This window comes from Empedobacter stercoris, from assembly GCF_020281205.1.
Classification (GTDB): domain Bacteria; phylum Bacteroidota; class Bacteroidia; order Flavobacteriales; family Weeksellaceae; genus Empedobacter; species Empedobacter stercoris.
In genome coordinates this window covers 93735-108169 of sequence record NZ_JACXZC010000002.1, presented here as the reverse complement: position 1 = coordinate 108169, position 14435 = coordinate 93735, and the positions used below count along the sequence as shown (strand labels likewise).

Genomic DNA, 14435 nt, shown 5'->3' with positions numbered 1-14435 from the left:
TAAATAAGCCATATGAACTTTGTCGCACACCAATTTTTATCGTTCGGAAATCAATCGCTCCAAATCGGAAATTTACTTGGAGAAATCGTTAAAGGAAATCAATTCATGAATTATGAAACTGAGATTCAGAAAGGAATTTTACTTCATCGATCGATTGATTCATTTACCGATTCGCACGAAATTGTGAAACGAAGCTCGAGTTATTTTCACAACACACAACATAAATTTTCACCGATTATTATTGATGTGATTTACGATTATTTTTTGATTAAACATTGGAATGATTTCTCAGAATTTCCGTTCGAAAATTTTAAAACAAATTGTTATCAACTTTTTGAAGATAAATATCCTTCATTCCCAAAAAAATTACAAGAAATCATTTTTTACCTTTTAAAATATGATTGGTTCGAAAACTATTCAACAATAGAAGGTGTTCAAAAAACTTTGAAAGGAGTTGGAAGTCGAACTAAATTCAAAAATAATTTACATCAAATAATTCCTGAATTTGAACTAAATTATTCAAAATTAGAAAACGATTTTCAGCACTTTTTTCCTCAATTGCAATCGCATTGCAAAAACTTTGTATGTACAGGTTTGTAAGTTTAAATTTGATTTTAAGAATTGGAGAAAATTCATTAGTTTAGAGCTGTAAACAAACAGAAAACCACAATGGATTTAACTTTTAATAAAAGAGAGGATCATAACAAATTATTACTTTCTAAACTGCGTAACAAACTAAATGAAGTTTACCTTGGCGGAGGTAAAAAAAGAATTGATGCGTTGCATAGCAAACGAAAAATGACAGCTCGTGAACGTGTTGACTATCTATTCGACGATAAAAAACCAAGCATTGAAATTGGTGCTTTAACAGGCTATGGAATGTACAAAGAACATGGCGGTTGCCCTTCAGGAGGTGTTGTAGTAAAAATTGGATACATTTCGGGAAAACAATGTATTGTTGTAGCAAATGATGCAACAGTAAAAGCTGGCGCTTGGTTTCCAATTACTGGAAAAAAGAATTTGCGAGCGCAAGAAATTGCCATGGAAAATCGATTACCAATTATTTATTTAGTCGATAGTGCAGGTGTTTATCTACCTATGCAAGACGAAATATTTCCGGATAAAGAAAACTTTGGGCGTATTTTCCGTAACAATGCCATTATGTCTTCAATGGGAATTACACAGATTGCTGCGGTTATGGGAAGTTGTGTTGCTGGAGGAGCCTATTTACCAATCATGAGCGATGAAGCAATGATAGTAGATAAAACGGGTTCTATTTTCTTGGCGGGGAGCTACTTGGTAAAAGCGGCAATTGGAGAAGACATTGACAACGAAACTTTAGGAGGAGCAACAACACATTGCGAAATTTCTGGTGTAACAGATTATAAGGCCAAAGATGATAAGGATGCGTTGGATCGAATAAAATCGATTATAGGAAAAATTGGAGATTACGATAAAGCTGGATTTAATCGAATTAAAGCTGCAAAACCAGCATTAGACGAAAAAGAAATCTATGGCATTCTACCTGAATCTCGTGCCGAACAATACGATATGTATGATATTATTAACCGACTTGTTGATAACTCTGAATTGGATGAATACAAGCCCGATTATGGAAAGTCAATCATTTGTACTTATGCGCGAATTGATGGTTGGGCGGTAGGAATTGTAGCCAATCAACGTAAAATTGTAAAATCTAAAAAAGACGGAATGCAATTTGGCGGTGTTATTTATTCAGATTCTGCTGATAAAGCCACTCGATTTATTGCAAATTGTAATCAAAAGAAAATCCCATTGGTTTTCTTACAAGATGTCACTGGATTTATGGTTGGTTCGAAATCAGAACATGGTGGAATCATCAAAGATGGCGCAAAAATGGTTAATGCAGTATCAAACTCTGTTGTTCCAAAATTTACAATTGTAGTTGGTAATTCTTACGGTGCTGGAAACTATGCCATGTGTGGAAAAGCTTATGATCCACGATTGATTGCTGCCTGGCCATCGGCTCAATTAGCAGTAATGGGAGGTGAACAAGCAGCGAAAGTATTGTTCCAAATCAAAGAAGCTTCATTGAAAGCACAAGGTGTTGAAGTAGATGAAGTGAAAAAACAAGAATTATTAGACGAAATTACGGCAAAATACAACGATGAGACAAGTCCATACTATGCTGCAGCACGTTTGTGGACAGATGGAATTATTGATCCGTTAGATACACGAAAATGGATTTCGATGGGAATTGAAGCAGCGAATCATGCACCAATTGAAAAACAATTTAACTTAGGAGTCATTCAAGTATAATATTACTCTATTTTCAAAAATAAAAGAGAATCCAATTTAGGATTCTCTTTTATTTTTTTATAAGTGTTTGAACCATATAAATTAAATCTTGTTTAAAACTCCAATTCTTCACATAGTCGACATTAATCTTCACTTTATCTGGCCAAAGAACTTCATCATTGTAAGCTTTTGGATTTGTAACATCGGATAAGAGTTCTTCTTCGTGTCGATATTTTAATTGAGCAGGCCCTGTTAAACCAGGTTTTACCTGAAGCATTATCCGATCTTCTCCAACCAATACATCAGCATAACCTTTTACATCAGGACGAGGACCAACGAAGCTCATTTCACCTTTTAGAATATTAATTAACTGTGGCAGTTCATCTAATTTATAATCTCTTAGAATTTTTCCAAATTTTGTAATATGATGTTGATCGGTGGTAATTGTATTTTCAGAAAAACCTTTAATTGTTCTGATTTTGTAAATAGTAAAAAACTTGCCGTTCTTCCCTACTCTTTTTTGAGTAAAAACACCAAATTGATTCGTATCAAAAGAACTTATGATAACTAACAAAACAATTAATCCCACTAAAAAAAATAGTAGGATTAATGCAAGTATATAATCAAATATGTTCTTTAATAACATTTTAATTAAAAAAATTTACTTTTAATACGAGTAGCTAATCGTTTAAGTTTACCAAAGAATGAATTATCAAAATCTTCGTCACCAGCAAAATAGCCATAACCGTAATCATAACCGTAGCCATAACCGTAACCATAGCCATAACTGTAACCCGTTTTGATTTGGAAGTCGTTGAATATAATTCCAACATTCGACACTTCTCCTACATCGTATTTATTCGAAATCGCCGTAATAAAGTTTTTCTCTGAATAATTGTAACGCGTCACATACAATGTACAATCAGCATAACACATCAAATCATAAGAATCTGTTACCAATCCAATTGGTGGCGAATCTATAATCACAAATTCATATTTTTCTTTCAATTCAGCAAACAATTGATCCATTCGTTTACTCAAAATCAATTCAGAAGGATTTGGAGGAATTGGACCAGCTGTAATAACATCTAAATTAGGTAAAATTGTATGTTGTATAATTTTATTTAAATCTAAATAACCTGCTACATAATCTGTTACCCCAACTTTATTGTTGATATTAAAATCATCAAATATTTTTGGCTTACGTAAATCTAATCCAATCAGAATCGTTTTCTTATCCATCGAACCGATTGAGCTGGCGATATTCATCGCGTTGAACGTTTTACCTTCACCTCCAATAAATGAAGTGACTAAAATGGTTTTATTATGCTCGTCGAGTCCTGGATGTTTATATAAATACTTTAAATTCGAACGAATGGATCTAAATGATTCTGAAATTCCAGATTTAGGATTATTGATAACAACTAATGGTGAATTGTCCCCTAACGGACCAACCAAACCAATAATTGGAATATTTGTACGTCCTGTGATATCCTTTAATACACGAACTTTAAAATCTAACAATTCTTTAATCACCACATAAATAAGAGGAATCAATAAACCAATTCCTAAAGCAATCAAGTAATTACGATTTGGATTTGGGTAAATAAATCCTTGACCTTGATTCTTCGCAGGATCAATGATTGTAATATCAGAGACAATAGAGGCTAAAGACAAATCGGTTGTGTTTAACTGATTGATCAACGTAGAATACATTGTACTATTCAACTCAAACCCACGATTTGCTTCCACAAATTCTATTTCTTCGTATGGTAAATCTTTTGCTTTGAATTCAGACTCCGCTAATTTGGCATTAATCATGGACAAATCGGTGTTCAACTTTTGTAAATGCGCATTGACAACATTCGAAATATTGTTTCTTGTTTTCGCTAATTGACGATCTATTTCTCTAATCTCATCCGTATTTGATTTGTAAACCTTAAGCATTTGCTCTCGTTGGTTTTCAAGATTATCCAATTGATCTACATTTGTCATGTAGTACGAAACATCAAGTCCTGCAATATTAAGCGCTATTAAATTATCAACACTACTCGATTTTTTAGGCATTAAACGGTGCAAAGCATTAATTTTCTCTTCTACTTCTATACGTTCTTTATCTAAAGCTGTTAATTTTCCTAAAAGTTCACTTTTCTTTGTATTAAAATTATAAACTCCTGTTTGTTTTTGCAGTTCTTGCAAATTATTCGTTGAACTATCTAACTTTAGCTTTACTGCTGCAATTCTTTCTTGTAAGTATTTTTTGGTCTGATATGCCGATAAATTTCTCTCTGCAAGTTCATTTTCTATTAAAACCTGAATTGAATTATTTAATAAATCGACTGCTTCATTTAAGCTTTCAGCATTTTTAGAAACCGAAATAATACTTGAAATTTTAGATGGATTTGACACACTAAAATTCTTAACCGCTCTAGATGTTGCATCTTTAATAGTCACTAACTTAAATGAAATTGTACTTTCTGAGAACGGTACGTTTGAGCGAGTTAGTTTTATTTTATAGTTTTTTCCAACCATCCATTGATTGTAATAACCAATTTTAGGAAGATTCAAAACATCTGGTTTAATAATACTATCTTTTGTAAATTGATACAACGATCCATTAGCATTTTCAACTTCAAGATAAAATGAATTTTGATCCTTTGGCTTCACTCTTACATCTACGTTTGCAACTTGTTGATGAAATGTATCAATATGCACATGGAATGGTGCATCTAATTTATAAATATTAGATTTTTTTAATCTGCCTTCTTCTGTGTAAAAAATATAGGATTCTGCCTTCTTAACAACTTTTTCATTATGAATACGAGATGTTAAAGTATAAGATAATCCGTCAATTTTGTTGGCATTACCTCCCCAAATGAAGTTAATCGAATTAGATGCCAAAGAATTATTCGCCGAACTATTATCCTTGATTTTAAACGTTGTATTGGCCGAATAAATTTTATTCAGTTTCCAGTTATTTAAATAATAAGCAACTGCTAAAGCAATCAGCATTGATATTATATATAATGGCCACTCATTAAGTAACCTGGGTATAAGCCTTTCTACATCAATAAAGTCAGATTGTTTTTTCTTACTTTTTTGATTATTCGTTGTGTTCGCCATTCTTAAATTTTATCAAAAAATAAATAAACTCCTAAAATAGTTGCAATAGCTCCCATCACTGTTGTAACGACGCTCAGTGGGTTTAGACCAACTCCCCAAACTTTTTCTTTACGTGGATTAACAACAATAATATCATTATTCTGAATCCAATAATACTCTGAATTCATAATAGATTCTTTTGTCAAGTCCACATAAACCTGCTTAGTTCCATCCAAATCTGTTCTGATTATACGAACATTTTTCAGGTCTGCATATATATTATTAGATCCTGTTTTAGCGAAAGCTTCTAAAATGGTTAAATCTCTTTTATTTGCCCGAAATGTCCCTTGACTAACTTCACCCACTATAGTATATTCTATACCTGCTAAATTTACATCTATAAAAGTTCCTTTCTCATCATAAATTTTATAAAATTCATCTTGAATTATCTTACGAACCTGTTCTATAGTGAACCCTTCTACATGTATATTCCCAATTCGAGGTAATTCTATGTTTCCATCTTTTCTGACTAATACACCTGAATTCTCTCCTTGAACAAAAGTTTGATTTCCTGAAGAAATAAAATCACTTAGAATCCCCATAGATTCTTTAGAAGCACTTGAAACATTGATTAAAATGCGATCCCCTTTTTGAATATAGTATTCAGGTTTATCGAAAGCGATTTTCCCTTTAGCATCAAGTTTTAAATTTTGATCTGGTTGAATTAATTGAACATCTTTAAGTGATATACATGAAAATAAATTCATGATGATTAATAAAATAGCGGTTTTGGTTAAAGTTGATTTTAAGTAAAGCATTTTTTATAATGATATGTTTTTATTATTTTTTAATACTACAATATATCTTAGAGAGATAACAAAACTTATTGATAAAACAATAAAGACCAAAAATAGTTTATTAATTTCAATATTTCTAAAATAATACCCAACGATTATAAAAAAAATGTTAATTAATACTAAAATGATCGACGTTTGCAAATGATTGTAACCTAATTTTAGAAATTGATGATGCAAATGGTTTTTATCTGGTGCAAATGGACTTCTTTTTCTGAGTAATCGAACAGTAAAAACATAAGAAGTATCTACAATAGGAATCACAAAGATAAACAGTAGAAGTACTGGTCCAGTCTTTAAGCCAAGATTGGAGGTTTCGCTAATGTAAAGAAATCGAATCGCCATAAAGGTTAAAATAAAACCTATGACCATCGATCCTGTATCCCCCATAAATATTCTAAATTTTTTGGAAAGATTGTATCGTGCAAAACCTATTAAAACAGCGAGTGTACTAATGGCAAGTATACCTATGCCATAATCAAAAATTCGATAAAAAATATACACAAAACATAGACTAATTACGCTTCCAACTCCTGCTGCAAGTCCATCAATTCCATCAATAAGATTGAAAGCATTAATCAAAACAATGAATATAAAAATCGTTAACAAGACCCCTACAGCGTATGGTATTCTATAAATTCCAAAAAGTCCTGAAAATGAATTAATCATAATTCCTGAACCAAAAATAATTAAAATTGTACTTATTACTTGTCCGTATAGTTTTTTATCTGGTGCTACAACTAATAGATCGTCCATTAATCCTATAAAAAACAAGATGGTAATAGCCGATAGAAAAAAGGAATAATTAACACCTAAATCTGTTGCGAAAATAGAAGTCGAAACCACAATACCAAAGTACAATGCGACACCTCCCAAGGTAGGAACTTTATTCGTATGCGAACTACGCTCTCCTGGCACATCCATTAATTGTTTTCTATAAGAGATTCTAATTATTTTAGGGATAGAAATCAAAGTGATAGTCAATGCAAAAAAAAATGCACCCAAAATATTGATGTAAATTGGAGAAATATCCAGTGTATATAAATAGTCTAATAATTTAAAGTTTTCCATATTTTTTTAATCCATTCAATGCCCAAAAAAAAGTGTAATAAGAAGATTTAAAAAAATTCATTTTTAAATATTTTCTATAGACATCGTATTGTTTTTTTGCTATTTTAAATTTATCCCTCGAAACAGAATTATCTCTAATTCGATAAATAGCTAAGGGTTCTTCAATTGCTCTTGCGTAATTTATTTTAGCTAACAAATCAATCCACATCGCATGATCTTCTCTTAATTCTACATCAGGAACAGTAATTTTCCCTATAGTTTTGGAGTCGTAAACAGATGTTAACATCGGAATTGGACAGTTGTATAAAATTCGATTACTATCAATTTTATCAATCGCAATAAAATCCTCTAACAAGGGTTGCAAATTTTCATCTACTCGTTTATAACTTGTGTAAACTAATTGCTCATCATTTGATTGTAAATAATCGATCGTTTTTTCTAAAAAATCTGGTAACCACAAATCATCGCTATCGATGAACGTGATGTACCTTCCATTTGCTTTGGTAAGTGCTATATTTCTTGCTTTTGCAGCACCTTGATTAACTGTTTGACTACTTAAACGAATTCGATGATCTTGAAACGATTTTATAATTTCAACCGAACGGTCAGTTGAACAATCATCAACAATAAGCCATTCCCAATTAGAATAAGTCTGTGCCTTTATTGATTGATAAGTTTCCGCTATATACTTTTCCGAATTATAGCAAGGCGTTACAATAGATACTAATTCCATTTCCATAATCCGTACACGGCCTCTTTATTAAAAATAGTTCGATAATTTCCAAAATTTGATTTATGTCCTTGCTTTACTTGGAACCAAAAAATCAACAAGACAGTGTATGATACAAAACTTAAATATATAAAGTTTCGTTTAAATTTATCTCCGTCAAAAACATACACCAATCTCCCTACCGTTAAACCTAAAAAAACTAAATAAAAACCTGGTAATCGAATACCAAAAATTCCTTTCCCTAAGAAGAAATAAAGTAGTACACCAAAAACAAATAAGTTTCGGAAATAACAATACAATTTATCGTGAACAGCATATTTATTATAAATGATAATGGATAGAATAGAAATAATTTTCACAAAATCTCCTATAGCCACCCCATCGCCTTGTGCGTATAACTCACTTTCGTAACCTTCGAATTTTTCTTGCCCAATAGGCATAAAGTTCATGATGACCTCTATGATTGAATTTAATCCAGTATAAAACCCTATAATTGAAAATAAAACGATCCAACCTATAAATTTTTCGTCAAATTTCATTGGAGCAATCCAATAGGCAAGTACAAAAACAATAATAGATTCATGAAATTGATAACCTACCGCAATGCAAATTAAAAATTTGACTAAATTTCGATCAATCACGTAGCGTATTGAATATATTGCAATTGCATTGGCTAAACCCTGACGAATATGCACATGCTCCTCAAACATAAAGTTTGGCATGGCATAGATAAATAGAACAAGGAAAGGAAAACCACCATATTTGTAAAAAGTTGATGATTTTAAAATTAAGGAAGTTGATGCCACAAGCAAAGTGAGCATTCCAAAATCAAAGCCAAAATCTACCAATAGCTTATTTAGACCAAGGAAGCCTTTTTCCATACCTGCCATGTAAGCAAATCGATCAAATTCTTGCCAAGATACATCTAATAGCATATTAAACGTATTAAAATAAGCAATCCAGTCAGGGCTTAAACCATAACCAAAACCAGCTGTTAGTGCCATTATCACAACAATTAACACATACAATTGTTTACTGACTTTTTTATCAGAAAACTCTAATATTGATGCGATAAGCAGAAAAGCAAATATGAATAAATAAATTAAACTCACTTCAAATTATAATTTAATTAACAGTTGAAGGTTCATAAGTGACAAATAATAATACATTCTTTTTTTCAATGGTAATGAATTTAAGTAATTCTTTTCAAAACGATTATAATTTTTAAGCTCTTTCTTTGTTAAGTGATTCTCTTTCAGAAAATCACTTAAAGCTTCAATCATTCTACTTTTCAAGGTTTTATCTTTTACATAGGCCACATAGGCTAAATACGAATAATACCCCTGAATGATTTGAAAACGTTTTAGCTCGGTTGCAAATGTATTGTATTTACTTTTATAAAAATAATTTGTCACCTCATTTACAGCAACAAACATATCCAAACCTTTCGCCGTATGTGTCTTTGTAATAGAATCTTGGCGTTCAAAATACTTATAAAAAGGTTGATTAATTTTAGAAATAACTGTAGCATCTAAAACTAATTTCGGTATCAATTCGATGTCTTCAAAGTGAATTCCTTTTCTAAAACGATGCTTGTTAAACAATGATCTTCTGAAAATTTTATTACAAGCAAAACAACTCATTTCACCAAAAATAGTCAGATCATTCTCCAAAATAATCTTTTCTGGTAATTGTGGAGATTGTGGTAAATCACGAAACTCAGTTCCATATTCATCCACTTTTACCAAATCACAAAAAACAATTTCTGACTGATGTTGCACACTCAAATCAACCATTTTTTCGAACATCGTTCTATCAATGTAATCATCCGAATCTATAAACGCCAAATAATCACCTGTCGCATGGTCAATACCTGCATTTCTCGCATCGCTTAACCCTCCATTCTCTTTCAGAATAGAAACAATTCTTGCATCAATCTGTTTGTACTGATCGATAATTGATTGCGAATGATCTTTCGAACCATCATTTACTACAATCACCTCAAGTTCTTTATAGGTTTGATTCAAAATAGAATCTAAACACTTCGAAAGATATTTTTCGGTATTATAAACAGGAACAATAACTGATAGTTTAGGTGGATTATTCATTATAGTTGATTAAAAATAGCTTCGTATTGTTTTATAATTATTTGTTTACTAAATCGAGAAAAGATACTTTCTACAAGCTGTTCTTTTGGATGGTGATGTGCTAAAACTTCTTTTATTTTTTGCGCAAAACCTTTCGTATTATCTATTGGAAAAATTTCCCCATTGATTCCTTCTTGAATAATTTCATTGATTCCTCCAGGTGCATTATTTGCCAAACTATAGGTTCCGCACGCACCTGCTTCCAATAATACATTCGGAAAACCTTCGTAACGGGATGAAAGAACAAACAAATCAGCATGCTTTAAATACACAAACGGATTCGGAACATTTCCTTGAAACCTCACATTCGCTAATTTCAACTCGTCCTTTTGTTTAATCAACTCATCTTTAAAGGCACCATCACCAAGAATAGTTAACTGTATTTTTTCATGTTTCAATTCATTCATCACATCGAGTAACAAATCAAATCCTTTTCGCGGAGACAAATTACCTATCGCCACAATATTTTTATAGCTCGTGTCAAACCCAACACTCACCTCTTCTTCTTTTAATCGGTTAATTAAATCAAAATCAACTGGATTGTTAATTTTAACAATCTTATGTTCCGAAATATTAAAATTCTGAATCAAATCGTTTTTCATATCATCACTTTGCGCAATGATTTGATGAAAATTAGGATAAAAACGATAGAAAAATAGAATTTCTTTTCGCGTAACATGTTTTGAAACAACATTTGTTTCACGCGTTATAAATTTCGTTTTTGGAAACAATGGAATTAAGGGTGATAAAAAAGCAGAAATTTCACCCCAACCTGTAAAAACAATTTCGGGTTTTATTTTTTTGATTAATGGAACAATCTTAAAAATAGAATATCGAATACGAGAGATATTTAATTCGATGATTTCAATATCCTTTTTTAAATGATTCAAATAATAACCTTCCTTTTTGAAAAGCACTAATTTTGGCGAAAACTTTGTTCGATCCAGTTCGTTACACAACGTTGTAATGACACGTTCTGCTCCACCTTGATTAAGGTCTGGTAATATAAAAAGTATCGTTTTCAACTATTAATCCTCTATTCTATTGTTAATATATCCTTCAGTCGCTTTTTCATTCGGCACAATTTGCATAGGATTTCCCATCACGACCGAATTATCAGGTACATCCTGCGTTACATAACTATTAGGTGCAATCAATACATTATTTCCAATCGTAATACCTCCAACAATAACTGCATTAGTACCGACCCAAACATCGTTTTTTAACGTAGGATAACCTTTTGACTTTCCTCTATTTGTCTGCCCTAAGGTAACACCATGTGCAATGTTGCAATTTTTACCAATCTTTGCTTTTGGGTTTACAACAACTGTTCCCCAATGCCCTAAATTAAGACCAGCTCCAATTTCTGTTTTTGCTGAAATTTGATAACCGTATTTGATTGAATAGCGACGAAGCAATAAACGATAAAAAATGCCAAAAGGATGTTTGGATGAATATTGTTGGGCTTTTCTTAAACAATAAATAAATCGAAAACCAGGACTCATAAACCCTTTCAGAAAAGGCGAATTGGTCCAATACCCAAAATTTCTATAAAAATCTTTCTGAATAATTGTTTTCATTTAATTTAAATATTTTTCGATTGAATCTACGGCATTTTCTAATTGAAATGGCAATGATTTTGATGCAATAATTTGTTGATAGTTATCTGCAATTTCAGGATGTTGAATAAAATACTTCATTCCCTCATAAATTGCTTCCTCTTCATTTTTGATGATATAACCTAACTCTCCGTCATTCAACATTTCTCTAACTCCTGATACATCGGTTGCAATAATTGGTTTTTCAAGAACCATCGCCTCAAATAAAACCGTAGGATAACCTTCGTAACGAGACGATAAAATGTAATAATCTGCCAATACAAAATACGGATATGGATTTTCTTTGAATCCAATTAAGCAAGCTGTATCATTCACTTTTAAGTCATCCACTAACTTCTTGATCGTTGGAAAATCATAACCATCTCCCACAATCCATACCTGATGAGGAAAACCCTCATCCAACAAACGTTTGTGAGCTCGCAATAAACGATCAAAACCTTTTTGAGGAAAAACAGTACCAATAGATACAAAAGTTGGTTGATTCTCAGCTTTCTTGATGTCACATTTTTCAGCTGCTAACGATTTTATTTCGTGCACATCAATTGGATTATAAATGCGAACTACTTTCTTTTTTTCAGCTTCCGTAATCGCCAAATCTAAAAAAAGTCGATTGATCTTTTCAGAAATCACTAAAATCTGATCAAACTTAAAAAAAGACCTTAAACGTTCGTCTGTATATGCTGGAATATTGGATAAATCATTGTGAATCCAAACGATTTTTTTAGATGATTTAATGGGCGAATTTAGAATTTCATCGGCTATTCCATGAATTGCAGCAAATTCAATATCGTACGTTTTATTGGGTAAGATGAATTTGTACAATAATTTGGGAAACTTCTTCAGAACAAATTGATAAATTACTCTGAATGCTTTTTCGGGAATATCCTGCGGTCGATTGGTTGTTATCATTTCACCTTTATTCAAGTAATAGATAGTAATCCAAGAAGGAACATTTTTTAGGTATTTACCCGAATAAAGATTCAACAATAAATCTATTTCGTATTTGTCTGGTGAAAGGTTTTTGAGAAAAGTGACCAATACTTTTTCAGCACCTCCATGACGAAGCGAGCCAATACGTATTAATATTTTCTTTTTTTGACCCATTATTTAGCTGTCGATTTACGTTTATATAAATAAAAATCTCTACCTGATGGTTTGAATTTATAAATCTTATCTAATATTGGATGATCCGATTTAGCAACATCCTCTATTTTAAATTCTTTTATAAGTTCGTAATCCTCATAAATAGATTGATCTGCTAAAGTTCCTTTGAACATGGGTTTAAAATCTTCTAAAATATAATCGGGTTTTGCTTTATTAATCAAGTTGGAAAAACCAACTTCTTTCCCATTTTCAACAATGTTTTCGTCTGTCAAGCGCTTGTCTACTAATCCTACATAATCAATAACTTTCAATTTAGAAAAATAGGGAATATAACCAGCAGGTTCTAAGAAGATATATTTGTTTTTATTTGGCTCAATCGAATCCAAATACAACCCAATCTTGCGTGCATGATTCCATTCTCCATGTCCAGTTGCTATAGAATGTACAGCTTGGTAAACGGTAAAAGGAATAAAAATAACAACAAAATAAGCAATTGACAAGGATTTATATTTATCCGAGTCTAATACAACTATTATAATTGGCAAGAACAAACAAATTTGAGGTATCCAATAATACCAGTCAAACCATGAATTTGTTGCTCCGAATATAATCGTTTTGACCAAACCAAAAAGGAATAAAAATCCAACTACTTTTTTACGATTAGTTTCTAATTTTCCCGAAAGAAAGAATAGACTGATTAATGAGATAATAAAAAATAATAATGTCGAAAAATTATATATTGAGGTTGGAAATTTTATGATTCCAAAAAAATTTGGTCCAAAATATTTAAATTCTGCCCAACGTTCTAATAAAGTTGGGTTAGAATAATTATTTTTCTTAGAAGTGATCGTATTATTGACAATCTCCCCAAAATAAAACCAGTTGAATGCAACTGTAGTTACAACCGCTAAAATACCTCCAATCATTAGAGCTGTATTCCATTTTCGCTGCTGTATCACATCATATATGAACAATAACCCTAAGAAAATACACGTATCTATTCGTGTCCAAAGAATAAGTATAGGCATTACAATAAAAGCCCAATTTTTTCTTTCAACAAACCCATACTTTATAAGTGCCATATAGAAAAAGAACAGCATTCCGAACTCCATTCCTAAAATAGACATTTTTATAGCCGGTGGTAAAAAACTGACAAAAAGGATAAATAAGATAAGTTTTGTTGTGGTGTTAAAAAGTAGTTTTCCTAACCAATAAATCCCAATCGTAAATAAAATGGTATTAAAAATAAGTAAAGGATAAATAAAGTTTCCTTCTCCGAAAACCGATTGAAAAATAACGCCTATAAAAACATAAAGATGAGTGGTAGAAGCAGAAATTTTTTCAACTCCATTATAGCCATACACACCATATTCTATAATGTTACGGGCAACACGCCAAGAGATTAAAGCATCTTCTTGAATATGACGTGTAAAAAAGAAAATTGATTTTAATGCAATTATGAGAATAGAAGCAAAGAATACTTTCTTCTTATCTATAAAGTTTTCCATAAGTTTAGTTTAGTGCAACAAAT

Annotated in this window: 13 protein-coding genes; 2 read left to right on the top strand and 11 right to left on the bottom strand. The window is 31.5% G+C overall.

Annotation, left to right across the window (positions count from 1 at the left end):
* Positions 1-12: 12 nt before the first annotated feature.
* The gene (locus IF125_RS01590; RefSeq protein ID WP_171623122.1) at positions 13-600 is read left to right on the top strand and encodes an acyl carrier protein phosphodiesterase; all 588 of its coding nucleotides are present in this window, start codon (positions 13-15) and stop codon (positions 598-600) included.
* A gap of 69 nt (positions 601-669) precedes the next feature.
* Positions 670-2298: an acyl-CoA carboxylase subunit beta gene (locus tag IF125_RS01585; RefSeq protein ID WP_225541299.1), complete on the top strand. Its 1629-nt coding sequence runs from the start codon at positions 670-672 to the stop codon at positions 2296-2298.
* Positions 2299-2347: 49 nt separating this feature from the next.
* On the opposite strand, the gene IF125_RS01580 is transcribed toward IF125_RS01585, so the two are convergent.
* Genes IF125_RS01580 through IF125_RS01530 form a run of 11 tightly spaced genes read right to left on the bottom strand, consistent with a single transcriptional unit; the run spans position 2348 to position 14412 of the window.
* A complete protein-coding gene (locus IF125_RS01580) occupies positions 2348-2923 on the bottom strand; it encodes a sugar transferase (RefSeq protein WP_225541298.1) in 576 nt (191 codons plus the stop codon).
* A gap of 5 nt (positions 2924-2928) precedes the next feature.
* A complete protein-coding gene (locus IF125_RS01575) occupies positions 2929-5400 on the bottom strand; it encodes a polysaccharide biosynthesis tyrosine autokinase (protein ID WP_225541297.1) in 2472 nt (823 codons plus the stop codon).
* Between the two features lie 2 nt (positions 5401-5402).
* Positions 5403-6197, bottom strand: a complete 795-nt coding sequence (locus tag IF125_RS01570; protein WP_225541296.1) for a polysaccharide biosynthesis/export family protein — start codon at positions 6195-6197, stop codon at positions 5403-5405.
* 3 nt (positions 6198-6200) lie between these two features.
* On the bottom strand, positions 6201-7304 hold the full coding sequence (locus tag IF125_RS01565) for a glycosyltransferase family 4 protein (RefSeq protein WP_225541295.1): 1104 nt from the start codon (positions 7302-7304) through the stop codon (positions 6201-6203).
* The gene (locus tag IF125_RS01560) at positions 7291-8037 is read right to left on the bottom strand and encodes a glycosyltransferase family 2 protein (protein ID WP_225541294.1); all 747 of its coding nucleotides are present in this window, start codon (positions 8035-8037) and stop codon (positions 7291-7293) included. The genes IF125_RS01565 and IF125_RS01560 overlap by 14 nt, the downstream gene beginning before the upstream one ends.
* Positions 8028-9146, bottom strand: a complete 1119-nt coding sequence (locus IF125_RS01555) for an EpsG family protein (protein ID WP_317197131.1) — start codon at positions 9144-9146, stop codon at positions 8028-8030. Before IF125_RS01555 ends, IF125_RS01560 begins: the two co-directional genes overlap by 10 nt.
* A gap of 6 nt (positions 9147-9152) precedes the next feature.
* Positions 9153-10142 (bottom strand): glycosyltransferase family 2 protein, encoded by a 990-nt coding sequence (locus IF125_RS01550; protein ID WP_225541293.1) that lies wholly within the window; start codon positions 10140-10142, stop codon positions 9153-9155.
* Entirely contained in the window at positions 10142-11206 is a 1065-nt protein-coding gene (locus IF125_RS01545; protein WP_225541292.1) for a glycosyltransferase, read from the bottom strand. The genes IF125_RS01550 and IF125_RS01545 overlap by 1 nt, the downstream gene beginning before the upstream one ends.
* A 3-nt stretch (positions 11207-11209) precedes the next feature.
* Positions 11210-11761: a serine O-acetyltransferase gene (locus IF125_RS01540; protein WP_225540350.1), complete on the bottom strand. Its 552-nt coding sequence runs from the start codon at positions 11759-11761 to the stop codon at positions 11210-11212.
* Positions 11762-12904: a glycosyltransferase gene (locus IF125_RS01535; protein ID WP_225541291.1), complete on the bottom strand. Its 1143-nt coding sequence runs from the start codon at positions 12902-12904 to the stop codon at positions 11762-11764.
* Positions 12904-14412 (bottom strand): hypothetical protein, encoded by a 1509-nt coding sequence (locus tag IF125_RS01530; protein ID WP_225541290.1) that lies wholly within the window; start codon positions 14410-14412, stop codon positions 12904-12906. Before IF125_RS01530 ends, IF125_RS01535 begins: the two co-directional genes overlap by 1 nt.
* Positions 14413-14435 lie beyond the last annotated feature (23 nt).

Bases quoted from the DNA above. Each gene is read 5' to 3' on its own strand.
- IF125_RS01580 (WP_225541298.1), bottom strand. From the start codon at position 2,923: ATGTTATTAAAGAACATATTTGATTATATACTTGCATTAATCCTACTA.
- IF125_RS01565 (WP_225541295.1), bottom strand. From the start codon at position 7,304: ATGGAAAACTTTAAATTATTAGACTATTTATATACACTGGATATTTCT.
- IF125_RS01590 (WP_171623122.1), top strand. From the start codon at position 13: ATGAACTTTGTCGCACACCAATTTTTATCGTTCGGAAATCAATCGCTC.
- IF125_RS01560 (WP_225541294.1), bottom strand. From the start codon at position 8,037: ATGGAATTAGTATCTATTGTAACGCCTTGCTATAATTCGGAAAAGTAT.
- IF125_RS01530 (WP_225541290.1), bottom strand. From the start codon at position 14,412: ATGGAAAACTTTATAGATAAGAAGAAAGTATTCTTTGCTTCTATTCTC.
- IF125_RS01550 (WP_225541293.1), bottom strand. From the start codon at position 10,142: ATGAATAATCCACCTAAACTATCAGTTATTGTTCCTGTTTATAATACC.
- IF125_RS01570 (WP_225541296.1), bottom strand. From the start codon at position 6,197: ATGCTTTACTTAAAATCAACTTTAACCAAAACCGCTATTTTATTAATC.
- IF125_RS01575 (WP_225541297.1), bottom strand. From the start codon at position 5,400: ATGGCGAACACAACGAATAATCAAAAAAGTAAGAAAAAACAATCTGAC.
- IF125_RS01540 (WP_225540350.1), bottom strand. From the start codon at position 11,761: ATGAAAACAATTATTCAGAAAGATTTTTATAGAAATTTTGGGTATTGG.
- IF125_RS01535 (WP_225541291.1), bottom strand. From the start codon at position 12,904: ATGGGTCAAAAAAAGAAAATATTAATACGTATTGGCTCGCTTCGTCAT.
- IF125_RS01585 (WP_225541299.1), top strand. From the start codon at position 670: ATGGATTTAACTTTTAATAAAAGAGAGGATCATAACAAATTATTACTT.